The sequence below is a fragment of the Dehalococcoidales bacterium genome (assembly GCA_028717385.1).
GTDB lineage: Bacteria > Chloroflexota > Dehalococcoidia > Dehalococcoidales > CSSed11-197 > CSSed11-197.
In genome coordinates this window covers 30,174-57,092 of record JAQUNW010000005.1, presented here as the reverse complement: position 1 = coordinate 57,092, position 26,919 = coordinate 30,174, and the positions used below count along the sequence as shown (strand labels likewise).

At 46.4% G+C, this 26,919-nt stretch carries 22 protein-coding genes, 1 other RNA gene, 1 pseudogene and 1 other annotated feature; of the genes and pseudogenes, 13 read left to right on the top strand and 11 right to left on the bottom strand.

Annotated elements, in window-relative coordinates:
• The 7 genes from PHX29_02650 to PHX29_02620 all read left to right on the top strand — a co-directional run.
• A partial coding sequence (locus PHX29_02650) for a ribosome recycling factor (GenBank protein MDD5604801.1) occupies window positions 1-192 on the top strand: 192 nt, incomplete at its 5' end.
• A gap of 266 nt (window positions 193-458) precedes the next feature.
• On the top strand, window positions 459-1,151 hold the full coding sequence (gene uppS, locus PHX29_02645; protein ID MDD5604800.1) for a polyprenyl diphosphate synthase: 693 nt from the start codon (window positions 459-461) through the stop codon (window positions 1,149-1,151).
• Window positions 1,138-1,953 (top strand): phosphatidate cytidylyltransferase, encoded by an 816-nt coding sequence (locus PHX29_02640; GenBank protein ID MDD5604799.1) that lies wholly within the window; start codon window positions 1,138-1,140, stop codon window positions 1,951-1,953. Before uppS ends, PHX29_02640 begins: the two co-directional genes overlap by 14 nt.
• Window positions 1,941-3,065 carry a 1-deoxy-D-xylulose-5-phosphate reductoisomerase gene (gene dxr, locus PHX29_02635; protein ID MDD5604798.1) on the top strand — a complete coding sequence of 375 codons (1,125 nt, stop codon included), beginning with the start codon at window positions 1,941-1,943 and terminating at the stop codon, window positions 3,063-3,065. Before PHX29_02640 ends, dxr begins: the two co-directional genes overlap by 13 nt.
• A gap of 1 nt (window position 3,066) precedes the next feature.
• Window positions 3,067-4,131, top strand: a complete 1,065-nt coding sequence (rseP, locus tag PHX29_02630; protein MDD5604797.1) for an RIP metalloprotease RseP — start codon at window positions 3,067-3,069, stop codon at window positions 4,129-4,131.
• Window positions 4,128-5,183, top strand: a complete 1,056-nt coding sequence (gene ispG, locus PHX29_02625; GenBank protein ID MDD5604796.1) for a flavodoxin-dependent (E)-4-hydroxy-3-methylbut-2-enyl-diphosphate synthase — start codon at window positions 4,128-4,130, stop codon at window positions 5,181-5,183. Before rseP ends, ispG begins: the two co-directional genes overlap by 4 nt.
• Before the next feature lie 99 nt (window positions 5,184-5,282).
• Complete coding sequence (locus tag PHX29_02620) at window positions 5,283-6,995, top strand: proline--tRNA ligase (protein MDD5604795.1); 1,713 nt, start codon at window positions 5,283-5,285, stop codon at window positions 6,993-6,995.
• A 159-nt stretch (window positions 6,996-7,154) separates the two neighbouring features.
• Here the strand turns inward: PHX29_02620 and pheT are convergent, their stop codons facing one another.
• The 10 genes and pseudogenes from pheT to mraZ all read right to left on the bottom strand — a co-directional run bounded on the left by pheT (window position 7,155) and on the right by mraZ (window position 17,734).
• A complete protein-coding gene (gene pheT / locus PHX29_02615; GenBank protein MDD5604794.1) occupies window positions 7,155-9,557 on the bottom strand; it encodes a phenylalanine--tRNA ligase subunit beta in 2,403 nt (800 codons plus the stop codon).
• A gap of 2 nt (window positions 9,558-9,559) precedes the next feature.
• Window positions 9,560-10,555, bottom strand: coding sequence for a phenylalanine--tRNA ligase subunit alpha (pheS, locus tag PHX29_02610; protein ID MDD5604793.1), 996 nt, complete (start codon window positions 10,553-10,555; stop codon window positions 9,560-9,562).
• A gap of 125 nt (window positions 10,556-10,680) precedes the next feature.
• The gene (locus tag PHX29_02605; protein MDD5604792.1) at window positions 10,681-11,820 is read right to left on the bottom strand and encodes a S41 family peptidase; all 1,140 of its coding nucleotides are present in this window, start codon (window positions 11,818-11,820) and stop codon (window positions 10,681-10,683) included.
• Window positions 11,821-11,868: 48 nt separating this feature from the next.
• Window positions 11,869-12,225: RNase P RNA component class A (gene rnpB, locus PHX29_02600), an RNA gene on the bottom strand.
• Between the two features lie 62 nt (window positions 12,226-12,287).
• Entirely contained in the window at window positions 12,288-12,710 is a 423-nt protein-coding gene (locus tag PHX29_02595; protein ID MDD5604791.1) for a ribonuclease HI family protein, read from the bottom strand.
• Window positions 12,700-13,395 (bottom strand): C4-type zinc ribbon domain-containing protein, encoded by a 696-nt coding sequence (locus tag PHX29_02590; GenBank protein MDD5604790.1) that lies wholly within the window; start codon window positions 13,393-13,395, stop codon window positions 12,700-12,702. Before PHX29_02590 ends, PHX29_02595 begins: the two co-directional genes overlap by 11 nt.
• A gap of 350 nt (window positions 13,396-13,745) precedes the next feature.
• Window positions 13,746-14,891, bottom strand: coding sequence for a cell division protein FtsZ (gene ftsZ / locus PHX29_02585; GenBank protein MDD5604789.1), 1,146 nt, complete (start codon window positions 14,889-14,891; stop codon window positions 13,746-13,748).
• A gap of 39 nt (window positions 14,892-14,930) precedes the next feature.
• Window positions 14,931-16,154 carry a cell division protein FtsA gene (ftsA, locus tag PHX29_02580; protein MDD5604788.1) on the bottom strand — a complete coding sequence of 408 codons (1,224 nt, stop codon included), beginning with the start codon at window positions 16,152-16,154 and terminating at the stop codon, window positions 14,931-14,933.
• A 226-nt stretch (window positions 16,155-16,380) separates the two neighbouring features.
• Window positions 16,381-17,313 (bottom strand): annotated as a pseudogene (gene rsmH / locus PHX29_02575) (16S rRNA (cytosine(1402)-N(4))-methyltransferase RsmH).
• On the bottom strand, window positions 17,306-17,734 hold the full coding sequence (gene mraZ, locus PHX29_02570) for a division/cell wall cluster transcriptional repressor MraZ (protein ID MDD5604787.1): 429 nt from the start codon (window positions 17,732-17,734) through the stop codon (window positions 17,306-17,308). Before mraZ ends, rsmH begins: the two are co-directional and overlap by 8 nt.
• Before the next feature lie 176 nt (window positions 17,735-17,910).
• Here mraZ and trmD point away from each other — a divergent pair, with 176 nt between their 5' ends.
• From trmD to secF, 6 genes are all read left to right on the top strand, one after another.
• Window positions 17,911-18,669 (top strand): tRNA (guanosine(37)-N1)-methyltransferase TrmD, encoded by a 759-nt coding sequence (gene trmD / locus PHX29_02565; protein ID MDD5604786.1) that lies wholly within the window; start codon window positions 17,911-17,913, stop codon window positions 18,667-18,669.
• 306 nt (window positions 18,670-18,975) lie between these two features.
• The gene (rplS, locus tag PHX29_02560; protein ID MDD5604785.1) at window positions 18,976-19,338 is read left to right on the top strand and encodes a 50S ribosomal protein L19; all 363 of its coding nucleotides are present in this window, start codon (window positions 18,976-18,978) and stop codon (window positions 19,336-19,338) included.
• A gap of 24 nt (window positions 19,339-19,362) precedes the next feature.
• Window positions 19,363-21,786, top strand: coding sequence for a primosomal protein N' (gene priA, locus PHX29_02555; GenBank protein ID MDD5604784.1), 2,424 nt, complete (start codon window positions 19,363-19,365; stop codon window positions 21,784-21,786).
• Window positions 21,787-22,042: 256 nt separating this feature from the next.
• Window positions 22,043-23,605 carry an HD domain-containing protein gene (locus PHX29_02550; protein MDD5604783.1) on the top strand — a complete coding sequence of 521 codons (1,563 nt, stop codon included), beginning with the start codon at window positions 22,043-22,045 and terminating at the stop codon, window positions 23,603-23,605.
• A 19-nt stretch (window positions 23,606-23,624) separates the two neighbouring features.
• Entirely contained in the window at window positions 23,625-24,956 is a 1,332-nt protein-coding gene (secD, locus tag PHX29_02545) for a protein translocase subunit SecD (GenBank protein MDD5604782.1), read from the top strand.
• Complete coding sequence (gene secF, locus PHX29_02540) at window positions 24,956-25,873, top strand: protein translocase subunit SecF (GenBank protein ID MDD5604781.1); 918 nt, start codon at window positions 24,956-24,958, stop codon at window positions 25,871-25,873. Before secD ends, secF begins: the two co-directional genes overlap by 1 nt.
• Here the strand turns inward: secF and PHX29_02535 are convergent.
• Window positions 25,863-26,483: a LysE family transporter gene (locus PHX29_02535; protein MDD5604780.1), complete on the bottom strand. Its 621-nt coding sequence runs from the start codon at window positions 26,481-26,483 to the stop codon at window positions 25,863-25,865. The genes secF and PHX29_02535 overlap by 11 nt on opposite strands.
• A 146-nt stretch (window positions 26,484-26,629) precedes the next feature.
• Window positions 26,630-26,885, top strand: a binding site (T-box leader).
• The last annotated feature ends 34 nt before the right edge of the window (window positions 26,886-26,919 follow it).

The window sequence follows — 26,919 nt, the reverse complement described above, 5'->3', positions numbered from 1 at the left end:
GATACAAAAATCGCCATCAGAAACGTGCGGCGTGATGTTGCCGATAAACTGAAACAGATGGAAAAGGATAAGGAAATCTCCCAAGACGAGTGTCGCATGACGTTATCCAAGCTTCAACAACTCACTGATGGTGTTACCGCCATGGTTGAACAGGAAAGGGAGAAAAAGGAAGCCGAGCTCAGGGAAGTATAGCCGGATCCTTGAGATTACCTGTTTCATCCCCATCTGCTGTGCCATCCGCCATCTGCTGTGTAATCCTTGATGAGCACGTTTCATATCTTGTGTCGTTCTAGAGGAGGGGTAAAACCCCGACGAAGAATCTTTCCCTTAATAGTGCCCGTTGTAACATACACAGATCTTCCCCGGATAGTCTTCTTGCCCACATTAGCAGTGTTTCCAGAGCAATACAATGAATACAGCTACCCTTGTCACCTCAAAATAGTGTAAAATAGCCTCCAATGGAACAATATATACCCAAACATGTTGCCATTATAATGGATGGTAACCGGCGCTGGGCAGAAAGACGTGGCCTTTCCCGCGTAGAAGGCCATCGCGCTGGAGCAAATACCGCTCTGAATATCATTAGATATCTTGACTCCAAGGGCATTTCGTACGTTACTCTTTACAGCTTTTCTACTGAAAACTGGAGTCGACCAGCAGACGAAGTCAAAGAGTTAATGCAGATGCTCGAACAATACGTAACCAGAGAAAGTAACAAGCTAGATAAAATGGGCTTCAGGATTAAGCATATCGGTAGAATGAACAGGCTTTCTCCAAAACTAGCCAAGGCAATTGATCGAGCGCTAGAAAAAACCCGTACCAACACTGGTATCACTGTCAACCTGGCTTTCGATTATGGTGGACGAACCGAGATTGTTGATGCCATAAAAAAGCTTGTTGCCGATGAAGTACCCGCGGAAAACATTGATGAACCTTTATTCAGTAATTATCTCTATACCGCTGGAATGCCGGATGTTGACCTGCTGGTAAGAACTGGCGGAGAGTTACGCCTCAGCAATTTTCTTATGTGGCAGCTTGCCTATAGCGAACTCTTTTTCACCCCTGTACTATGGCCAGATTTCAATCAGGAAGAAATGGCTGCAGCTCTTTCAGCTTTCAAATCCAGGGAGAGACGCTTTGGCGGCGACTAACTTGCAACAAAGGCTTATTACTGCTTTCCTGCTAATTCCAGTTGTGATTACCGCAACATGGTTTAACCACCCAATTCCATGGCTTACAATAGGCTGTGCAATTTGGGGGGTCTTTGCCCTCTCTGAGTTTTTTAACCTGGTAAAAAATCACGATCAAAAGGTAAAACCCTTAACGGCTGCCGGTTTCGTCTGGGTCCCGGCTCTGATAGCCGGGCCTCATTTTTCCGGTCATATTACTCAATCCACAATATTTACTGTTGGTGTTATCATAAGCCTGATATGGCTATTGTTTAGAACGCAAAAAGAATCGGCTTTTTTAAGTTGGGCGTGGACCGTCGCCGGAGTAATATACACAGGCTTGCTTCTCAGCTACTTGATAGCATTAAGATTACTCCCAGACGGAGCCGGTTGGGTCTTTCTGGCTCTGTTTGCGACCTTTGCCTCGGATACTTCTGCATTTTTTGTCGGAAGCCTGATTGGTAAAAAACGCCTCGCACCTTCAATAAGCCCCTCCAAAACATGGGAGGGAGCGATTGGCGGGTTGGCAGGCAGTATGGCAATCAGCCCACTAGTGGTCTTTCTATTTAACCTCCCCGTCAGCTGGCTGGAGGCTATATTAATGGGAGCCTTAATTAGCATTTTTGGGCAGTGTGGAGACCTGATTGAGTCTATCTTCAAACGTAATATGAGTGCCAAGGACTCCGGAAAAACTGTTCCAGGCCACGGCGGTTGTCTTGACCGCATGGACAGCGTGGTTTTTGCGGTTGTCATGGTATACTATTACGTAATATGGCTAGTATAAAACAAATTGCCTTAATCGGTTCAACCGGTTCTATCGGCAGGCAGACTCTGGAAATTGTTCGTTCCTTTCCGGAGCGTTTCCGCATAATAGCACTGGCTGCCGGGAAAAACACTGTACTGCTAGAAGAGCAAGTGCGTGAATTTCACCCAAAGTATGTCTACTTCCAGGGGCACAAGCATGATATAAATGGCTCAAACTACCTATCTCTGGAAGAGATGTTAACTCTACCGGAGATTGATACGGTACTGATGGCACCTGCTGGAATCACCGGCCTCAAGCCAACCCTCTGGGCTGCTAAAGCAGGAAAAAAGATAGCACTTGCCAACAAAGAATCTTTGGTAATGGCAGGGGATATAATTACTTCTGCAATCCGTAAAAGCAAGGGGAGAATCTTGCCAGTGGATAGCGAGCACAGCGCTATCTGGCAATGCCTGAAGGGGGAAAGAAAAGCGATAGCCAGGTTAATACTCACTGCTTCAGGAGGACCATTTGCCAAATACACAAAGGAACAATTGGCAAGAGTTACGCCTGAACAGGCTCTCAGGCACCCTTCTTGGCTGATGGGCCCAAAAGTCACAATCGATTCAGCTACCTTATTAAACAAAGGGCTTGAGATTATAGAAGCTCATCACCTTTTTGGTGTTAGTTATAATAAAATCAAGGTACTCGTCCACCCGCCCAGCGTGGTACATTCTATGGTCGAATTCAAGGATGGTTCCATCAAGGCCCAATTGAGCTATCCCGATATGCGTTTCCCGATCCAGTATGCATTAACCTATCCCGAACGGTGGACTAATCCGAAACTGCCTCGCCTTGATTGGAAATCTATTGAATCCCTCCCGTTCACAAAACCGAACACCGATCTTTTCCCTTGTCTTGAACTGGCAAGGAGTGCCGGGGTACATGGCGGAACCTACCCAGCCGTCCTGTGCGGCGCCGGGGAAGCTGCTGTTGCAATGTTTTTAAGCAAGTCAATCCCCTTCTTGCGTATTGCATCTATTATCGAACAAGTACTTAATGAACATCGTCCAATATATAACCCGGATATCAATACTATAGAGGAAGAAGCTGATCGTGCCTATAAAAGGGCAAACGTAATTGGCATGGAATGATATGGATATTATTATTACAATCATAGCTTTTCTTTTTGTACTGGCGCTGGTAATAATCGCCCATGAACTGGGGCATTTCGGAAGCGCTAAAGCTTTTGGGATTAAAGTCGATGAATTTGGCATTGGTTTCCCTCCACGCCTGTTTTCGAAAAAACATGGAGAAACTGTCTATTCTCTTAATGCAATACCTTTGGGCGGTTTTACCAAAATGGCAGGAGAAGAAGATCCTAGTATTGAACGAAGCCTGGCTAGTCAGAAACCATGGAAACGCCTATTGGTGCTTTCCGCCGGATCCTTAATGAACTTTGTACTTCCCTTATTTCTGATATCTATTGCTCTAATGGTTCCGCATAACACAGCATATAGCGATGTGGGAGTTGTTGAAATTGCCCCTGGGTCCCCAGCGGAGATGGCCGGTTTTCAACCAGGTGATATGATTACAGAAGTAAATGGCCACCAGGTAAAAAGCATCATCGATGTTAACCGTTATATACAGCTTAATCTGGGTAAGAAGATAACCTTTGTATACCAACGAGGCAGCTCAGAATACGAAACTAGCCTGGTTCCCCGTTGGAAACCCCCACAGGATCAAGGGGCAGTGGGTTTCCTCCTTAAAGCAGAGAATTATGAGGTAGTTAAAGAAAATCTTCCTTTTTGGAAAGCCATTCCGCAGGGGATAACCGAAACGTTTGAAACCCTGGTACTCTTTAAAAACTCACTGCTTGCCCTGGTGACCGGCGCTGCACCAGCAGGGGGTGTAACCGGCCCTCTGGGCATCGCTCAACTTACTGGTGAAGTTGCCCGTGCCGGCATAAGCCCTTTGCTGGAATTCGCCGCGTTTTTATCCATCAACCTCGGAATTATAAACCTGCTTCCATTACCAGCATTAGACGGCGGGAGGATTGTTTTCGTACTTTTGGAGTGGATCAGGGGCGGTAAAAAAATCTCTCCTCAAAAAGAGGGCATGGTGCACATGATAGGCTTCGCCTTATTAATGGGATTAATGATCCTGGTAACTTTCCAGGATATCATCCGTATTATCGATGGAGGAAGCGTCATACCTTGATAACCCGGCGAAACAGTAAAATTATTCAAATTGGGGGTGTAGCGATTGGCGGGAATGCGCCTATTGTGGTGCAATCTATGACTAAAACTGACACGCGCAACACGAAAGCTACAATACTCCAAATAAAAGAGCTTGAAGAAGCCGGGTGTGAATTGGTACGAGTAGCTGTGCCCGATAAACAAGCAGCCGCAGCAATTCGCTGCATCAGGAATGATATATCAATCCCATTAATTGCTGATATCCATTTTGACTATCGGCTTGCACTGGATGCTATTGATAGTGGGGTTGACGGTTTGCGTATAAATCCAGGCAATATCGGTGATCCTGAAAAGATCACTACTGTTGTAAAGGCTGCCAAAGCCAAACAAATACCCATACGTATTGGCGTCAATGCAGGCTCTCTCCCCAGTGATATCGACCCGGATCTCCCGGTAGCAGAAAGAATGGTATCTGCAGCCCTGCGTGAAATCAATCTCCTCCAGGAGCTTGATTTTGATCTCATTAAAATAAGTCTTAAAGCTTTTGATGTTCCCACAACTATTGAAAGCTATCAGAGAATCGCTACTATGGTACCCTACCCTCTTCATGTAGGAATTACCGAAGCTGGAGTACCGCCAGCTGGCCTTATTCGCAGCACCGCTGGAATTGCACCATTGCTTTATCAGGGCATTGGGGACACCATCCGGGTTTCACTAACCGGATCTCCCGTGGAAGAAGTCAAAGCTGCTTACGAAATATTAAAATCCCTCAATCTACGGAGCCGTGGTCCGGTTCTTATCAGCTGCCCAACCTGCGGACGTACTGAAATAGACGTAGTAAGAATCACAGAAGAAGTTAATAAACGACTATCTTCGTATCAGAAGGATATTAAAGTAGCGGTAATGGGCTGCGCTGTAAACGGTCCTGGAGAAGCCAGAGATGCTGATATCGGTATAGCCGGCGGTAAAGGCAAAGCCTTGCTCTTTAAGCATGGCCAAAAAATACGCTCGATTAGCGAAGACAGCATCATCCCAGAGCTAATAAAAGAGATTGAGTATCTGAGCCGTGAATAAACCTGCATCTCTCGAGTTACTAAATCATGCTATAAACAATTAAAACTGTTATACTTTTTAACATTAATTAACTTAATACTAACGAGGAGATCACAAAGAGTGCGCTTTTCCAAACTTATCAGTAAAACTCAAAAAGAAATACCCGCCGATGCAGATACCATAAGTCATCAGCTTATGTTGAGAGCAGGTATGATTCGCCAGCTTTCAGCCGGCGTTTATTCATACCTGCCCCTGGCACATCGCGCACTAAAAAAAATAGAAAATATCATTCGCGATGAGATGGACAAAGCCGGTGGTCAGGAGATCACGATGCCAGTAATCCAGCCCAGGGAACTTTGGGAAAAAAGCGGGCGCGGCCAGGCATTTGGTAAGATTATATTTCCGGTCAATGACCGCAAGGATCGAGAGCTCGTTCTAGGTCCTACCCATGAAGAGGTTGTCACTGATCTAGTAAGTTTTTTTATTAAAAGCTACCGCGATCTTCCGGTAATGCTCTACCAAATACAAACCAAATTCCGGGATGAACCAAGACCTCGAGGCGGCTTGATACGAGTGAGAGAATTCACTATGAAAGACCTCTACAGCTTTGATCTTGATGAAACAGGCTTGAATGAAAGCTATCAAAAAATGCGTAAAAGTTATCAGAATATTTACCGAAGAACCGGACTACCGGTAATCATGATTGAGGCGGACAGCGGCGCTATAGGAGGCAAGGACTCGAGTGAGTTTATGGCAGTAACCGATTGCGGGGAAGACGTAATCATCTACTGCGAAAAGTGCGGTTATGCAGCTAACGTTGAAAAAGCTAAAAGCATCAAAAAGCCAGGTTCTTCATCAGAACCCAGATCCATAGAAGAAGTCTATACACCTGGCCAGAAAACCATCGAAGACGTAGCCAGGTTCCTGGATGTTGATCGTACGCAGACAATTAAAGCTGTCTTTTATTATGCTGATGGAGAGATTGTGTTTGTTGCTCTCCGTGGTGATATTGAAGTGAACGAAATCAAGTTAAACAACATTCTCAAGGTAAACGAGTTACGCCTGGCTCTCCCGGAAGAGGTGGGAAAAGCCCATCTTGTTGCCGGGTCGGCATCTCCCGTTGGTCTGGCAGGTATCAAGATCATAGCCGATGAGTCTTTAAATAATGGTACCAATTTTGTTGCCGGTGCCAACAAACCAGACTATCACATTAAAAATGTGAACTTCCCTCGCGATTTCTCTGCTGATATCATTGCAGACATTTCACTGGCATCGGCTGGTGATTGCTGCATTAAATGCGGTGCACCATTAAAAACCACCAGAGGCATAGAAGTCGGGCATATCTTTAAGCTGGGTACTTTCCTGGCTGAGAAAATGGGTGCTTTTTATACCGATGCGGAGGGCAACTCCAAGCCCATCGTTATGGGAAGTTACGGTATTGGAGTCGGCCGACTTCTTGCCAGTGTAATTGAAGCCAGCCACGATGAAAAAGGTATTATTTGGCCGCTTTCAATCGCACCGTATGAAGTATACCTTTGCCCGCTTTTTCTGGAAGATGAAAAGGTGTCGCAAACAGCTGTCCAATTATATCAGGAGCTGATTAATTGCGGTATCGAAGTTCTTTATGACGACAGAATGGAATCTCCGGGGGTTAAATTTAACGATGCAGATCTTTTAGGGATTCCACTTCGTATTACCATAAGCCCCAGGACACTGGAAAAGGAAAGCGTTGAACTGAAATGGCGCTCGGAGAAAAAGGCAGACCTGGTTGGACTTGCTGATATTGTTGATAGGGTTAAGAAGATTGTTATTCCGGCAAAGTACAGCGCCTAGCTGCTTCTTGAAATAAATACTGACAAGTATCACCCTGACAACGCTTTATGTCACCAAGAGTACTATCCGGGGAAGATCCTTCGTCGGGCTACCACCCGACTCAAGGACGACGCGGTAGACGGAAATGACACTGAAATAAGGGTAGCTCGAACAGCCAGGTTATCGGCGAAGTGTAGCGCCTAACTGCTTCTCCAGGCGTGAAAGAACCTGTTCAAGTACCTTATCCACCGCTTGATCGGTCAAGGTCTTCTTATCGCTGAGGAAGGTGAGTCGATAAGCCATGGACTTTGACCCCTCCGGGACAGGCTTTCCGGTATAGATATCAAACAGTACAACATCTGCTATCAGCGGATAGCTCCCGAGTATTTCCATAACCATTGAATGAGTAACGCTATCTTCCACCACCAGGGCAATATCTCGTAGCACCGCCGGGTAGCGTGGTACTGGACAATAGCTCCTTTCAACCAGAGTGTATGGTAAAAGCCGGTTGATATCTAATTCAAACAGAAATGCACTTTCATTAATATCCATTTCCCTGCACACTTGGGGGTGGAGCTCGCCAAGCACACCCAGCTGAACACCACCCATCATAATCGCAGCTTGAACACCAGGTTTAAATCCGCTATCAGCCGAGGGTAAATATTCTGCTTCTACACCTACGCTTGCGAGCAGACCTTCAACAATTCCCTTTAGTGTGAAAAAATCAGGTTTTTCCGGCTTAATCCCCCAGTGTTCTTTAATCCAGGGTGAAGCAATAATTCCAGCAAGCATCTGAGGTTCTTCAGGAAGATCGTTTTGTCTAGGTAGATACACTGCCCCCAGTTCAAATAGACGTATTGCCCCATCATCAAACCGCCGGTTTGAGGCCAGAGATGCTACCAGATACGGCCTTAAGCTTGTACGCAGACATTCCTGTTCAACTGTCATTGGTTTTTTGAGATGCAGCGGCCACGTCTTTAGCTCAGCCTGGTTGAGTACTTTTTTTAACATTACAGTGCTGGTCATTGCCCAGCTCTGTATCTCGTTAAATCCCAGCCCTGTCAGCGTATGGCGCAAATGGCGCTTCAGACCCAATATCGGATTCGGCGTTTGGTTAGGAATTGCTTTATCTAGCATGTTTAACGGGATAGTATCGTACCCTCTTATACGGGCTACTTCTTCTACAACATCCGGTTCGATGTTTATATCACTGCGCCAGTAAGGCGGCTTGACATTTATGTCATTCTGGCTTGAGCCAGTGGACACCTCGCATCCAAGCAATTTCAGCGTATCGATAATTTCTTCCCGTGAATAATCTGCGCCTAATAATCCATTAATCCTCGAAAGCTTCACAGGTATCAAAGTAGCTGCTTTTAATCCGGGTGTTTTATCGATTACTCCCTGAACTGGAACACCGCCGGCAAGCTCAGCTATCAGCGATGTCGCACGTTTAAGAGCCTTTAGGGCAAGGTGCGGGCTGAGGCCACGTTCAAAACGCTGGCTGGCAGCACTTGTCAAACCAAGTCTGCTGCTGGTGAAGTGAACAGAGGCTGGCAGGAAACTGGCCGACTCAAGTAAAACTTCGGCGGTATCCGGGGTAACTTCACTGTTTGATCCACCCATAACACCGGCAATAGCTACTGGCCCTTTGCCATCGCAAATCATCAACATATCTGAGGAAAGTTTTCGCTCAATCCCATCGAGAGTAGTAAATAAAGCACCTTCATTAGCCCGACGAACTACTATCCGATGTCCGGCTACATTATTAAAATCAAAAGCATGAAGTGGTTGGCCATACTCAAGCATAACGTAATTAGTGGCATCAACAACGTTGTTTATCGGGCGCATACCTGCATTAATCAGCCTGGTTTTAAGCCAATCGGGGCTTTCCTTAATGGTTATACCCCTAATAAGACTGGCAGCATACCTTAAACATAGATCAGGTGCTTCAACCAAAACATCGACGAGATGGTCGATAGATTCCCCCTCGCCGTGAAATTCAGGTTCAGGGATAACCGGAGACACTCCCAAAAGTGCAGCAGTTTCGCAAGCGACTCCGATAACAGAAAGCATATCAGGGCGATTGGGTGTCACCTCAAGATCAAGAATTGTTTCTCCCATGTATTCTGAAAGCGGCACGCCCAGAGGTGCGTCATCGGGCAGAACGATAATACCTTCATGATCATCTGATAAACCCAACTCTTTTTCTGAGCATACCATCCCTTCGGAAACTACTCCCCTGATCTTTGCCGGTTTAAGCGTCGCCGGCTGACCGGTATGCCCGTCTACCAAACAGGCGCCTATTCTGGCATAAGCGATTTTTTGGCCAGTACTCACATTGGGGGCTCCGCAGACTACTTCATTACGACCGCTGCCAGTATCAACAGTAACTAGCCGCAAACGGTCAGCATTAGGGTGAGGGCGTACGTCAATAACCAAGCCAACATTTACACCTTCCCAAGATGAGCCAATTCGCTCGATCCCCGCAACTTCAGTACCTGCCATGGTAAGCCGATGAGCGATATCATCAGCATCGAATGGTTCTCTAATATAATCTCTTAGCCAGCTAACCGGAACTTTCATATCTAAAACTGCCTTAAAAAGCGTAAATCGTTTGAATAAAACAATCGAATGTCATCGATACCGTACCTGAGCAGAGGTATTCTCTCGATACCCATTCCAAAGGCAAATCCCGAATATTCATCAGGGTCTATGCCACCTGCTTCAAGCACCCTGGGGTGAACCATACCAGCGCCCAGAATCTCTATCCAGCCGCTCTGAGAGCAAAGACGGCAACCAGAACCGTGGCATACCGCACACTCTACCGCCATCTCCACTCCAGGTTCTACAAATGGGAAAAAGTCGCAACGGAACCGAACCCTACGCTCAGGCCCAAAGAAGCGTCTGGAAAACTCATACAAAGAACCTTTAAGGTCTGCCATGGTAATGCCCTTATCAATGGCAAGCCCTTCTATCTGATGAAACATGTGCAGATGAGTAGCGTCGGTAGCTTCATAGCGGAACACTCTTCCTGGCACCACAATACGAAGTGGAGGTTTCTGTTTCTCCATTACTCTGATCTGCATAGGAGAAGTATGCGTCCTCAACAGCATTTCCCGGCCATCTTGTGAAGGAGGAGAATCTACCCAGAAAGTCTGCATGGAGTCCCGCGCGGGATGTTCTTTCGGAATGTTTAAGGCTTCGAAATTATAATAATCCCATTCAACTTCCGGACCTTCAACGATTTCAAAACCCATTGACGAAAATATCTCGCCCAGTTCATAAAGAACGCGGGTAATGGGATGAATTGTACCCAGATTAACCGGTTTTCCCGGTAGAGTAATGTCAACTTCACCCGGGTCTCTTTCCTGTCTTGCAGAACCACCAGCAAAGCTTGCCTCTTTTTCTTTCAGCAGTGCCTCGAGTTCGTTTTTAAGCTTGTTGGCTTCTGAGCCGGCAACTTTACGCTCTTCTACCGGTAATGCGCCAAGGCTCTTTAATATGGCTAGTATCGCGCTCTTCTTACCGAGATATTTTATCCGCCATGCATCCAGCTGTTCACAATTGGTGACTGCATCCATAGCGGTACGAGCTTCTGATTTTAATGGATCTAATTGTTGATTCAAGTTAAAAAACCCAAAAAGCCATTAAGGATAATTATGGATTATAGGCTACCACCCTTTTGGCGGTCAACTTCTGCGATAGTCTACCTATTTCGCAGATACTCAACCGCCCAGTTGAGCATATCTTCCCCATAGAGAGTAAGTTGCTCATCAGGCTCAATTCCATTCCCTTCAATCATATGACCGTCAGGTGTCAGCCATCGGGCAATGGTAATATACATACCCTGATCAGCTCCTATAGGGGTCAGGACATTGACACTGCCCTTGCCAAAAGTTGTTGTGCCTGCTATCAAAGCGCGGTTATGATCCTGGAGTGCGCCAGCTACAACCTCTGAACCGGAAGCACTAAATTGATTAACCAGTACTACCATTGGCAAGTCAGTCACTACGTCTTTTTTCCGAACCTCATAGACTTCTTCCCTGCCATCACTATATTTTACGGTAAATACTACCCCTTCTCTCAGAAAACGGCTGGCTGAATCCACCACGGAATCCAGCAAACCTCCCGGATTATAGCGAAGATCCAATACAATCCCTCGGGCACCAAGAGCCTCCAGGTCTTTTAAAGCTTTACCGAGCTCATCATCGGTTTTTTCACCGAATTGGCTGATAACAACATGCGCATATTCTCCCACCATGTCGAAATGTACACTTTTCTCATGAACTTCATCTCGTATTATGGCTACATCACGATGGGTACCTGCCTCGTAGTCAAGAACAGTTAAGGTTATCGAAGTGCCTTTTGGGCCCCTGACCTTTAGCACGATATCCATCAAACCCATCCCCGCAATATCTTCCCCATTCACGGCGGTGATAATATTTCCAGGCTTTATCCCAGCCTTCTCAGCCGGTGAGTCGGTATATACACCAATTACTACCACCCCTTTATCAGCAATCGATACTTCTGTACCAATGCCCTCATACTTTCCTTCCAGCTGGTTCATGGTTTCGAGATATGATTCACGATTGAGATAAGTAGAATAGGGATCATCAATAAAATCCATCATAGCTTCGATAGCCGCCTGACTTAGAGCAGCGGTATCAATGTTATCTTTTTCTACGTATTCTTCGGTTATTATGCGCCAGGCATCTTCTATAGCAGCAAAATTATCATCTTCTGTTTCCGACGAATGGCTGCCCAGCATCACTCCCCCAGTAAAAATTAACACGGATACAACCAGTCCTGCGCTGATGCCAACGAGCCATTTCAAAGGTTTGGACATAAAAGAAACTCCTTTTTAGCGGGGAAAGTTTCAAGATTCTAACTGCTGGAGCCAGGTAAACCTATAAGCCGGGTTCTGTAACCTCTCAAGGAGGCCGACGGCCATCTATCTAGCCAAGGTGTTACCACCTAGGTCATGCGGCCAACCCGGGGACGGGCCGGGCGCCCTCAGGTCCCCCTATTTGGCCTTGCTCCGGATGGGGCTTGCCCAGCCAGCCGGTCTCCCGGCTGCTGGTGAGCTCTTACCTCACCATTTCACCCTTGCTCAATTCTGGATTGAGCGGTATGTTTCTGTTGCGCTTTCCGTAGGGTTACCCCTCCTGGGAGTTACCCAGCATCCTTGCCCGGCGGAGCCCGGACTTTCCTCCATTTACATTATCTAAATGGCGACCATCCGGTTTTCCTAACTCCAGCAACTCATATTATATCATACGAGAAGGATAGTATTTTAATTGAAAGAGAGAGTGTTTAATGCGCGTCAAGAGCCAGATTAGCCAAACGATCCGCCCCCTGGTTAAAAGTCCTGCTAATATGCTCAATCGTAAAGCCATTAAAACCAGCCAATAACTCAGTAACCCGTTGATAGAGCGGTTTGAGTGCGGGATTTTTAACCCGATATCGCCCTTTAACCTGGTTAACTATTAACTCTGAATCAATCCGAATAGCCACTTCGGAAGCATCGAGTTTCAAAGCAGCCTCCAGCCCTTCTATCAATGCTTTATATTCTGCCTGATTATTGGTTGTGATTCCTATACATCGAGAAATTGTATGTATGGTACCGCCTTGTTCGTCGGCTATCACCGCACCAATTGCGGCTTTCCCAGGATTTCCCCGTGAGGCACCATCGGTATTAATAACAACTTTTTTATAAGGCATAGCTTTATTCACCATATAGTATTCGCCCGCAATTAGCACATCTTTCCAATGATCCGCTTCGTGCACGTTGCAACTGGGCTGTTGATAGGCTAATACGGCAACCTTCACAAGTGCCATGGGCTACTCTAGCAACAGCCACCCCTTTTTGCATTTTAACCCGTTGATATAACTGGAGAGCTTCGGGGGATATTTCATCTGCGCTTTTTGCGCGTTTTTCCTCAAGGATTGCAATTTTTTGTTGCATATTGTCTATTTCTTGCTTAAGCCCTTGCTGTTCAACATGCCATGCACTTTCCGCTTGTGTTAGTCTTGCCGCTGCCTGGGAAAATTCTTGATCAGCAGCTTCCATTTTTTCCATAACATCAAGGGCTTTTTCATCTAACCCAGCTGCCTTCTCGCTCAGCAATCCGGCTTCAAGTTGTAAACTGGTTAGTTCTTTTGGATTAGAAACCCTGCCGCTGTACAGTTTCTCATTGACGTTTTTCAACTTTGTATCAATATCTTCCGACTGCCATTCAAGTTCCTTTTGACGGTCGCTTAACTGACGGTAGCTGGTTTCAGCGGCAGCAGCATCTGCCTTTGCTTTTTGAAGTGCCGGGCTTTCCCCCAATTTTCCCCGAGCATCTGTTAAGGCTTTCTCCAAGCCTGTTATTTCGATTTCAAGCTCCTGCAAACCTAAAAGCTTAATAATCATGCTCATAAATCCTATTGTAGCCTGTATTACGAGCACAAGGCAATTAATTACCCCTGCTCATGTAGCAAGTGGCACCGGGTAATTTGATTACTGGTAAGCGCAATCCCCATTAAAGTGTTCGCTGCGCTCATTAATTAATGAATGAATCATATCACCCAATAATCCGGAAGAAGTGCGGGCCATTAACTGTGTCTGCCTTGAGGCAGTTTACTGCTAAAGGATCTTCCCCTTAATAGTGCCCGCTGTTACATATGCAGGTCTTATCCGAATAGTCTTCCTGGTTATATGGCGTGTTAAAGAAGGGGGGCGGCACCTTCAGGCTCCGCCCCCCCCTAGTTGTTTCGGGTAAACAGGAGTTATTCAAATCTGAGATTGGTGGGCGCTTTTCTCTCTGGCTTGACAATCTTATCGGTAGGTGTAAATACCTGCCTCTGGCGGCTGAATAACGGCCTGCGGAGGAATGATGGTACATCAAGCTCATCTTCAGTCTTGATATTTTTCAACAGACCGGCAAGTTCGTCTTGGCTATCTTTGGTCTCATCAAATCCAGTCTTGGAAACAAAACCGGTGGCGATAAGAGTAATGCGTACTTCCTGTTCAAGGGAAGAATTGGTACCCACGCCGAAAATAATATTTGCATTGGGATCAACTGCCTGTTTGATAACCTCTGCTGCTTCATTAACCTCAAAGAGAGTAAGGTCATCAGAACCAACAACGTTAAACAGGATACCGTTCGAACCGGAAATTGATACATCAAGCAGTGGGCTGGCAAGGGCTTCTTTGGCAGCATCGACAGCGCGGTTTTTACCGCTACCATGCCCGATACTCATCCATGCGGGGCCAGCGTCTTTCATTATTGCTTTAACATCAGCAAAGTCAAGATTGATTACACCAGGAACCGTTATCACCTCGGAAATGGCCTGTACACCATGGCGTAGCACATCGTCTGCCATCTTGAAAGCTGAGTCCATGCCCGTTTTGGCATCACACAGATCGAGCAAACGATCATTGGGAATAATGATCAGGGTATCCACTTTGCCAAGCAAACGATTGATACCATCTTTTGCAACCTCACTGCGACGGGCACCTTCAAAACTAAAGGGCTTGGTTACCACAGCTATTGTCAAGGCACCGCTTTCCTTGGCAATCTGGGCTACAACCGAAGCTGAACCAGTACCAGTTCCACCGCCCATACCAGCGGTAATAAAGACCATATCAGCTCCGCCGATCAATTCTTTGATCTCATCACGGCTTTCTTCAGCTGCTTTTGAACCAAGATTATGATCTCCGCCTACACCCAGACCCCTTGTAATCTTCTCACCAAGTTGAATCCTGGTAGGAGCCTCGGTTATGGCCAAAGCCTGGGCATCAGTATTCATCGCAATAAATTCTACGCCCTGAATTTCTTCCCGTACCATACGGGTAACCGCATTACAACCACCACCACCAAGACCAATGACTTTAATCTTGGCCGGGTTGGGAACAAAACTTGTTTTCGCCATTTATTTCCTCCTTATATTTTCACAGGATTATTATTTTTATTAACCAAACAACCGGCTCAGACTAGAAGCCAGCTTACGGAATGTTGAACCAAACCACCCGCCCCGTTTTTTTGGCCCGGACGGTCCATAATTTTTTGCACCCCAAAGCAAGAGGCCAACACTAGTGGCAAATGCCGGATCACGAAGTGAATCGGTTATTCCATACACATGAGAAGGTACGCCGACTCTAACCGGAAGCCGCATAATATCACGGCCAAGTGATTCGATGCCGGAGAGGTTACTGGATCCACCGGTAAAAACTACACCAGCCGGTACCAGGGATTCATAATCTGCGCTGGGAAGTTCCAGTAAAATCAGGCGCATAATTTCTTCCATACGAGCACGAATGATATCGCACAGATCCTGGTAGGAAACACCATGCCCATCAGCCGAAATAGGATTGGCTGATTCCATCCGGCTTTCATAAACCGGCATAACGCTCCCATAGCGTTTCTTCATTTCCTCGGCTACATCAAAAGGCAGACCCAAACCAATGGCGATATCACGGGTCAGTTGGTAACCAGCAACCGGCAGAATTGAACTGTGCCAAATGCTTCCATCCTTGAAAATACATATATCGGTTGTGCCCCCACCAATATCGGCGAGTATAACACCAACCTGCTTTTCATCATCGGTAAGCACTGCTTCGCTGGATGCCAGCGGCTCCAGTACAAGATCATCAATATCCAGGCCTACGCCACGGATACACTTAACCATATTTTGAATAGAGGTCGCAGCGGCAGTGATAACATGGGTTTCAACATCCAGGCGAAAGCCATGCATGCCTACTGGATTTTTTACTCCAGTCTGACCGTCAACGCTGTAACCGCGCGGTATCACATGCAGCAAGCGTCGATCATTAGGAACCTTGATACTCTGAGCTGAAGTGAGAACCCTCTTCAGGTCATCAGAACGAACCAGGCGGTCATTGCGGGTAATGGCCACCACTCCCTTGTTGTTCATTGAACTTACGTGGCGCCCAGTGACACCTACGTAGGCCGATTCAACCCGGTAATCACAAGCCTGTTCTGCCTTCGTGACAGAATCCCGGATAGCTTCACGCGCTTCATTAATGTTTACAACAAGGCCTTTGTGAAGCCCGTGCGACGGAGCCATCCCCACGCCTACGACGCGGATACCACCATTATCGTTGTATTCTGCAATTGTTGTACAGATCTTGGTCGTACCAACGTCAATCGAGGTTATAATTGACTTTTTCCCCATTTGTTCCTCCTTATTCTTTGTCATACTTCTTTCTATCAATATTTTGCGTAATTGCTCACATCTTCCGTACCTCCCCTTCCTCCTGTTCTATTCGTTATATATAATTCCAAATAATAATTATGCTTGCCGGTTAGTTGAGACTCATACAGCCAGCGACTCCAGCCAGGCAGCCGGTCAAGCTGACAAAAAACAGACCTGCAGAATTCAGACTTGCTTCCTGGCGGGCTAAGATCCGTTCTGCAATTCGCATACGGGCGCTGCGGCTCCTCGGGTTTTGCCGAATTTCTTCCATTGATGGAGTAATAACTTTCCGATTGACCTGCCTTATGCTCGCACGGTGAGAACAGGTGCAAACCGGCGCACCAGGGAGACAAATGCAATTGCGGGACTCTTCTCTGAAGAATTTCTTTACAATACGATCTTCGAGAGAATGGTAGCTGATAACCACCAGCCGCCCCTCATGACCCAATAAATTTAAAGCTTGGTGAAGAGCTGTTTCCAAGTTTTCCAATTCTCGGTTAACTGCAATTCTAAAAGCTTGGAAGGTGCGGGTGGCCGGGTGAATACGCCCTTTCTTACCGCCGACCGCCCTGGCAACAACCTCAGCAAGTTGCATTGTTGTATGTATAGGCCGATGATTAACAATGGCTGCTGCAATACGCCGGCTGGCAGGCTCCTCACCATACTTATATATAATAGAAGCGATCTCTGCCTCCTTGTAGGAATTAACTATCTCTTCTACACTCAGGTCCTGATCTGGGCTGAAACGCATATCCAGCGGAGCATCGTATTGAAAGCTGAATCCTCTACCAGTCTCAGCTAATTGCATTGAGGAAAGACCCAGGTCGAAAAGTATTCCGTTGAGCGGAAAAAACTCCCGCTCCAGGCACTCTTCTTCCAGGCTGGAAAAATTCCGGTTAATAATTAAAGCTGATGATCCAAAATCAGAAAGGCGCTCCCTGGCTATAGTTACAGCCTGGGGATCCGCCTCAAAACCCAACAATTGCCCACCGGGCGAACTAGCATTCAAAATCGCCATCGCGTGTCCGGCAGCACCTGTGGTACAATCCACGTACCTGCCTCCAGTTTCCACCTTCAATCCGTGAACAACCTCTTCAAGCATCACTGGTAAATGCAACCCAGATGCAGAATTATTCATTTTCCATGCTCTCAATTATCTGCCAGGCTTGCTCTTGGGCAATGGTTTGTTCTTCCTGCCATTCTTGAGGATTCCATAATTCAAGATAATTATTAGCACCAGCAATAATCACTTCTTCAGAAATGCCAGCAAGCTCTTTTAGTTTTGGCGGAAGGGTGATTCTCCCCTGCCCATCAAGCTGTACCAAAAAAGCACCGGCAAACAGAGCCCGATTGAGGCGTCTTTGTTTCTGGCGGGAGATAGCGCTGCCCCCGGTAACTTCCTGGGCAAGTTTCTTCCACTCTGCCAGAGGATATGCGGTGATGCAGTGTTCAATACCCCTGGTGAACACAAGGCCATCTTTTAATAACGGACGAAAGCGGGGCGGTATGGGAAACCGACCCTTTTCATCCAGCCGATATTCAAATTCTCCAAAAAACACTGGAACCCCTTAACGCCTCTTTTCTCCCACTTCATCCCACTACATCCCATTCTACACTACTAGACATATCTCTTGTCAAGATTTTTTTATAAAAATTTACCGAAATTTCAGATTCTTTTGTTATGTATAGTAAACCTGTGATAAAATCATCTGGCAAGCAACTTCAGGGGATGATTATGCGGATTGATATATTGACAATATTTCCGGAAATGTTCCAAGGACCATTCGCGAACAGCATCATAAAGCGAGCTGTAGATAAGCAGTTGGTTAGTATTTATGTAAACAATTTCCGTAACTACGCCCGCGACCGGCATCAGGTAGTTGATGATTATCCTTACGGTGGAGGGGCTGGAATGGTGCTAAAACCGGAGCCGATTTTTGAAGCGGTTGAAGATCTGGTTGGCAAACCTTATGTAAAAAACCCCAAAAAACCGGTAATTTTACTTTCTCCACAAGGTCGCATTTTTAACCAAAAAATTGCCCGGGAATTATCCACCTGCGACAGCCTTATTTTGATTTGTGGTCATTATGAAGGGTTTGATGAAAGGATATGCCAACACCTGGCAACCGACGAAATAAGCATTGGCGATTATGTCCTAAGCGGCGGAGAACCTGCTGCAATTGTGATGGTAGATACTATTATCAGGCTGATTCCGGGGGTCATCGATGAACAATCTGCTGCGGATGATTCTTTCAGCCGGGGCTTGCTCGAATACCCCCAATATACCCGCCCAGCTGAATACCGGAATCATTGTGTTCCGGATATACTTCTTTCCGGCAACCACGGGGAAATCGAAAAATGGCGCCGTAGACAAGCTTTAAAACGTACTCTTGAGCGCCGCCCGGATCTTTTAGATTCTGCTTCACTTACGCCTGAGGAAGAAAAAATGCTTTCCGGGTTCAGGTCAGATAACTCCGAAAAGGCGGATATATAACAACGGCATCGGACCTCCTGGGGCACACTTCTGTCACCCTTTGCGCGTAGCGAAGGGTCTCACACGAATTGCGCTCGTTCATACGGAAACACTACCATGTTACAATGGGGGGTATTACGGGGAAGATTCTTCGTAGGGCATACGCCCTCCTCGAGGGAGACACAGTAAATGGGGATAACAATAATAGTTGATATATAATATATAAGGTAAGGTGCTCCGCCTCCCGCACCTCGGACTTGCCAAGATAAGCCTAATAATGCTTTAATAGTTAGGTTTATTAGCTGAATTAGGAGATAGGTCAAAACAATGGAATTCAAAGAACTTGTTACCACTGAAGCTAACCCGGATATTCCGGAACTTACACCCGGCGACAGTGTTAAAGTCCACGCTAAAATTGTCGAGGGAGAAAAAGAGCGCACCCAGATTTTCCAGGGTATTGTAATTAAAGTTAAAAAAGCGCTTGATGGCGGCAATTTCACCGTTCGTCGTGTCGCCTACGGAATTGGCGTGGAACGCACTTTCCCCTTCCGTTCCCCTCGTGTAGAAAAAGTCGAGATATTAAGACACGGTAAAGTCCGCCGCGCCAGGCTATTCTATATGAGAGGACTGAGCACCAAGGCTGCCCGTCTGAAAGAACGGCGCCCGGTTCAGACCGAAAACAAAGACTAGCTGCCAACGCAAGGGAGGTTACCTTTGCCGTATGCCGAAGTCAGTGTCAATTCACCTTCCGGTATTAAGCCTACTTTTAGTTACCATATACCGGAAGGAATGGAAGTACAACCGGGGCAAGCAGTATGGGTACCATTTGGACGACAGTTACTTCAGGGAATTGTTATCAGCACTGGCGATTCCCCAGAATATGAACAAACCCGTGATATAGCGGGGATTGTTGACCCTCCAGTCATACTTCCACTATCTTCACTCCAATTAGGAAAATGGTTATCAGCCTATTACCGATGCCCCCTCTTTCAATCATTGGCATTAATGCTCCCCCCAGGATTTGGACGTTCAAATTTCTGTACTCTTGTGGCTAATCCCGATGTTGACATTATTTGCTCCGAATCACTCAGCAGCGACGAACGAGAACTATTTGAAAAAATCACTGCTTGCGGTTTATTAGAATTAAAGAATGCTGAAAAAATACTAGGTAAACAAAGAGCGCAGAGAGCTGTATCAAGCCTCGCCAGACGCAACTTGATTTTCCGCAACTTTCACCTTAGCCCAGCCAGAATCAGCCCTAAGATGGAAGTTTTTATTGAGCTTGCTGTAGACCACGAAACTGCTGGTAAGGAAGCCGCAAAACTGGCTGCCCGTTCTCCAAAACAGGCAATGATATTGTATTATCTTGAAAAAGTGAAAACATCAGTTTCCTGGAGAGAGGTCAGCCAGGCAACCAGCAGTTCTATTTCTTCCAGAAAAGCTCTTGAGGACAAAGGCCTGGTTGCCGTTAACAAAAGGGAGATCATCCGCAGACCAATTCCGGTTTCAACTCAACCTCCCGGGCCCCCATTAAAACCGAATAATATGCAGCAACGCGCCCTTGATGAAATCACCAGCAGTCTGAAATGCAACTCTTCGCATAATTTCCTCCTCCATGGAGTTACCGGGAGTGGAAAAACTGAAGTATACCTACAAGCACTTGACCAGGCTATTAGATTAGGCAAGAAGGCGATTGTGCTGGTGCCAGAAATAAGCCTTACACCTCAAATCATCAACCGTTTTACCGCGCGGTTTCCTAATCAGGTCGCGGTTTTGCATTCCACCCTGAGCCTGGGCGAAAGATTCGACCAGTGGAGAGAAATCAAAGAAGGGAAATATAACGTAGTAATAGGCGCCAGAAGCGCCCTATTCGCCCCTCAGCCTGACCTCGGACTGGTAGTAATGGACGAAGAGCATGAATGGAGCTATAAACAGGACACTTCCCCTCGCTACCACACAAGAACAGCCGCTCAGGAGTTGTGCCGGATTAACAATGCTACCCTGGTTCTTGGCAGCGCAACCCCGGACGTCGAAACATACTATAAAGCTTCGACTGGTGAATACCGGATACTAAAATTATCTGAAAGAATTACGCAGGGACGAGCCTCATCACTTCCTGAAGTGGAGGTAGTGGATTTAAGAGAAGAACTTAAAACTGGTAATCGGTCTATCTTCAGCCGCGCTCTCCAAACAGAAATCCGCACTGCCCTAGACCGAAAGGATCAGGTTATCCTTTTTTTAAACCGGAGAGGGGGAGCTACTTTTGTACAGTGCCGCAGTTGCGGTTATGTAGCTGTATGCCGGCGGTGCCGAATTACTTTGAGCTACCACCCACAGGAAGAAAAATTGGTATGTCATCATTGCAACTTGCGCCAACCAATACCAGGGATTTGTCCCCAATGTTTGAGTAAACGCATTAAGTACCTTGGTCTGGGTACACAGGGTGTAGAAATCGAAATCACCTCCCTGTTCCCCAAGGCGCGGATTTTACGCTGGGACTCTGATACAACCCGAAATAAAGGCTCACATGGTACTTTTCTAAAAAGATTTATTGATGGCAAAGCCGATATACTCATTGGTACCCAAATGATTGCCAAAGGAATGGATTTTCCGGGAGTTAGCTTAGTGGGGGTAATCAACGCCGATATTGGTATTAATCTACCGGATTTTCGCGCTGGTGAACATGCCTTTTCGCTGCTATGCCAGGTGGCAGGCCGTGCTGGCCGCGGTGACACCACAGGCAAGGTTATTATCCAAAGCTACTTTCCTGATCATTACGCTATTCAAGCAGCTGCAAACCATGACTATGAAGGATTTTTTAATACCGAAATAGCTTATCGCCGCAGTTTGAAACAGCCTCCTTTTTCCCGCCTGGCAAGACTGATATTCTCGCATACAAACGATGACTTTTGCAGGCGCGAGGCGCTACGATTGAAGATGGAATTGTCTGAAAATTGTGGCCGGATCGGAATAGCCGGACTCACTCTGATTGGGCCAGTTCCTGCTTTTTATCATCGCCTGAGAGGGCGTTACCGCTGGAGCATTATCATTAAAGGTCCTGATCCGGCTGTGCTTCTGGAAGCTACAAAAATACCCCCGCGCTGGAAAGTGGATATTGACCCTCTGGGGCTTGATTAAGACCAGATGTTTACCGCATCCTCTGTAATACCCGAAATGGAGCAAAGAATCTTTTAAGATTAGAGCTCGTACATAGGGAAACACTCCTATGTTACAACGGCCACTATTACGGGGAAGATCCTTCTTCGCACTTACGTGCTCATCGAGGAAGACACAGAATAACAAAACAAGTATCAATACCAACCTGAATGGGCACATTTACTTGAACCTGCTACTGCTTTAAGGTATAGTTTCAACGTACGAAATATCATAAATTATGAATGCGTGGTGGGGCTTGAACCAAAAAAACAGCCGATTATTAACCAGGGTTGAAGCCTTTTTTTCTCAAAGCGCGGGTAGCGCTTTTCTTGTTGGCGGATACCTGCGCGACTGCATTCTGGGTCGCACTCCAGAAGATATTGACCTGGCTATCTCAAGTGACGCTCTGATTACCGCTCCGGCTCTAGCCGAATTTATTAATGGCCATTTCGTAGTTCTCGATTCGAAAAACCATATAGCCAGAATAGTTCTCCCTGAAGATTATCAACCGGCATCAACAGTCAAACATTTGGACATAAATACTATTCGTGATGACATTCTATATGACTTAGCCCGGCGGGATTTCACCATAAATGCCATGGCGTTACCAATTGAAAAAGCAAACGATCTTGTTCCAGGTGCTACTGTACCAGAGTTAATTGACCCCTATCAGGGCATTGATGCTATTTCCCGCAGAACGATCTCCGCCGTATCCCCACAGGTGTTTAAAAACGATGGCATCAGGCTCCTGCGATGCGTCCGGCTTTCACAGGAGCTGGGCTTTAAAATCGACGGTGACACTCTATCTTTACTAAAGGAAAATAGCGATTGTATTCGCGGTATTGCCGGAGAGCGCGTACGCGAAGAATTGCTCAGGTTATTCAAGATTGACAATACTGGAGACGTAATAATTCAACTGGATAAATTGGGCATTCTCGAAGGGATCATCCCTGAGCTTATTCCGTGTAAGACTACCCAGCAACCAAAGGAACACCATTGGGATGTATTTGGCCATTCAGTCAAATGCATAGATGCGGTTGATTATCTGTTAAGAAAGGGCAACTGGCCTTATGCAGCTAGCGACGCTCGGAAAATAGCACCTTGGAACAACCACATCCAAAATTATTTCGAATACCCGGTAGCGGTTGACAGCAACCGTCGTCAAATATTAAAAATTGCCGCTCTGCTTCATGATATCGCCAAGCCAGATACCCGCACAATTACTGAGGATGGACGTATACGTTTTTATGGACACCCGGCACACGGAGAACCCATTACCCAAAGTATTCTTACGCGTTTACGCTTTTCTATCAAGGAAACCAGAATGGCAGCTGGTATGACCTTGCATCACCTCAGGCCAGTGCAAATGAATCAGAAGGGGCAATTGCCAACCAGCAGGGCAATCTACCGCTACTTGCGTGATACCGGTGATATAGCTATCGACACGCTATTTCTCAGCCTGGCAGATCATCTAGCCGCGCGAGGACCAACTCTGGAAGCTGGCTTTTGGGCTGAACACTGCCGGATTGCAGATATGGTGATAGGCAAGAAAGAAGCAATGGAGGAAAGCACTAAAGCGCCAAGCTTGATTAACGGGCACGATTTATTGGATAATTTTAATTTAGCGCCAGGGCCTATTATCAGGGCAATTCTGGAAGCAGTTGCCGAAGCCCAGGCGGTAGGGGATATCACAACGCGCGGCGAGGCATTAAAACTTGTCGGGGAAATAATAGGTAGTAAAGACCTGCCTATGGTTGATAATCGTGATTATCGCCAGGGTAAGGGTATTATAAAACCATAAATAAGAAGGTTAAGTGCACATGACCCGAAAAAACATTATTGCATCTCTGGTGATACTGATTATCTTTGTTGTTTCTATGTTAATCGTATTTCCGCTGGGAGACGGGGTATTGTTTTCCAGAGGGATTGAGCTGGGGCTAGACCTGCAGGGCGGCCTTCGCCTGGTATACGAAGCCGATCTCTCCGGCATTACCGATGGCAATAAAGATGAGATCCTTGAAGGAGTCGTTAAAGTCATCACCAACCGTATCAACCCGCTTGGAGTCTCTGAGCCCCAAATTGAAAAACAGGGGGAAGACCGGATTATAGTCAGTCTGCCCGGGCTCTCAATCAGTGATGTTGAAAAGGACCGCATTGGCCGAACTGCCCTGCTTGAATTTCGTGAATATAAAGATATTGACGACGACGGCGAGAAAGAATGGGTCCCGGCTACAGGTGAAATCAACGGAGAACAAAAAACCCTTAATTCCAGTTATTTCAAAGCAAATACCTATGCAGCCACTGACGATTTTGGAAGAATTATACTGGTATTTGAATTTAACGAGGAGGGGGCAAAACTCTCCGAGCAGGTAACTGGCCGTTTGATAGGGCAAAGACTGGGTATTTTTGAAGGCGACCAACCTTTACTGGGGGATGACGGACAGCCTATAGCCCCGACCGTTGAATCGGTTATTTCCAATCGCGGGCAGATTACAGGTCTCAGCCTTAATGAAGCAACTACTCTCTCCCAGCAATTGAATGCTGGGAGGCTGCCGGTTCCGCTGGAAGTCATTTACGAGCAGACCGTCTCCCCGACCCTGGGTTCAGATTTTGTCACCCTGAGTCTGAAGGCTGGTATAATCGGTCTGGCACTTGTTTTGTTTTTTATGATTATCTATTACCGTATACCGGGATTGGTAGCTTCATTTGCATTGCTGTTTTATGCAGCCATCACCCTGGCGTTATTCAAACTTATACCGGTTACGCTTACACTGGCTGGTATTGGTGGTTTTATTCTCTCTATCGGTATGGCGGTAGATGCCAATGTGCTTATATTTGAACGCATGAAAGAAGAATTACAAAAAGGGAGAACTTTGGGTTCGGCCACCGAAGCCGGTTTTAATCGTGCTTGGTCGGCCATCCGGGACTCGAATATCACCACTTTTATTGTATGCGCAATCCTGTTCTGGGTGGGTTCAACCGTCGCAGCTGGTGCTTCCGTTCAAGGCTTTGCGGTAACGTTGTTCCTGGGTGTCGCGGTTAGTATGTTTACCGCAATAGTGGTAACCCGCACTATCATGCGTCTATTTTTAGGTTCCAGAATTTCTGTTAATAAACGGCTGTTCAGCCCATATCTGGGAGGCGAAAAATAATGATAGATCTTGTTGGAAAACGCTTTAAGCTGTTTGCCCTTTCAGCCGTTGTACTACTCGTCTGCATCGTAACACTGGCTACCAGTGGTTTAAAAATGGGAATTGATTTTTCCAGCGGATCAATCCTGACCCTCAGCTTTGAAGAAGGCATAGAACTGAATGAGCTAAGGCAAGCGCTATCCGAATTGGGCTATGAAAATGCCGTTGTGCAAGTCACTGGTGAGGGTGATTTTTTAATACGTACCCTCACACTTAAAGCCGAAGAAAAAGCGTCCATGGAAGCTGCTCTGGAAGAAAAGCTCGGTAGCCTGGAAGAGCTTGCATTTGAAAACGTTGATCCGATTATTGCCCGGCAGACTGCCAGAAATGCAGCCATAGCTGTGGCGATTGCTGCTATCAGTATAATGCTGTACATCACCTGGGCTTTTCGAAGAATGCCCAAACCCTTCCGCTATGGCACCTGCGCAATTTTAGCGTTGGTACATGATTTAATAGTAGTTATCGGCATATTTGCCCTACTTTCTATTTTCTTTAAACTGGAAGTTAACCTGATGTTTGTCACCGGTGTTCTGGCTGTCCTTGGTTATAGTGTAAACGATACGGTTGTAATTTTTGACCGGATTCGGGAAAACCGCTTGAATCATCCCAATAGTGACTTCGCTGCTATCGTTAACCATAGCCTGGTGGAAACCATAACCCGCTCATTGAATACCGGCATCACCACATTGGTGGTAGTTGTAGCACTTTTGCTATTTATTGGTTCAACCATTGCCAACTTTGCTATTACAATGCTTATCGGTATTATTGCTGGTACTTTTAGCTCGATATTCATCGCAGCAACCTTGCTCGTTGTATGGGAGAAAAAGGAATGGAAACGCTTTGTTCCCTGGCTAAATAAAGGGGAGGCTAAAGCATAGAAGCAAAGCCGGAATAAATAAACCAACCGCCAAAACCTGCTAAAAACAGGCTGTTTAAGACAAAAACCCACAACTGCACTTTTCCACTCCACCAGTTGTGGGTTTTGTATACCAGGCCAGATATGAGAGAAAGCCATACCAAATCACACAGCCAGTGAGCGACAATGAAGCCTGTCAGCGCCCCTGCTCCATACGGCACCACCTTCATTATCAGCATGCTTCCAACTGTTGCCCACCATAGCAGGAAAAAGGGGTTAAGCGCGCTCATTACAATCCCGGCAACAAAAGCACTATAAGGCACGTCCCTCCTTTCTGTTACAACATCGTGGCGTGCCCGATACATACTGACCGCCAGAAATATAATCATGGCGCCCCCAGTAAGACTCAGTGCTATATGGACAATCTGATGCTGAAAAAAACGGGCAAAACCAAAATATATCAACAGAATCACTGGTATTTCTACCACTGCATGACCTAGCGAAATCCATGCGCCGGCAAAGGGAGTCTTATAACTCTTGGCTAGCGTAGCAGCAAACATAGGTCCCGGCATCATTACTCCGGAAATAGAAGTAAATACAACGGTCCCGTATAAAGCTAAAAGTTCAGGCATAATGTTTGTTGATACCTGGTTAAAATCATTCGGTGTGCCATTATTATACATTCTTAAAAACCGAAGTCCTAATTCTGCAACCTTATCCGCCTCAACCTTTGACAGGCAGGCTCAATAGGGTATATTATTCTTATCAAACTTAATAAACAAAGGCTGAGAACAGAGCTAGTATGCCCGAAAACGGGAATCCAGAGAGCCGGGATTGGTGGGAACCGGTTTCTACGCTCGGGTTGAATGGATCTGGGAGCTGCCAACCGAAAGCTAAAAAGCAAGTAGGCCTGGACGCAGAGAGGAGCGTTATCAAACCTCAGGATATCGGGGTTTTCCCCTGTATCCGCAGAGATAGCTTCCAAGCCGGAAGCTAAGAAGGGTGGCACCGCGGGTTAGCCTCCTGTCCCTTCACGGACAGGAGGCTTTTTGTTTGCCTGAAATCACA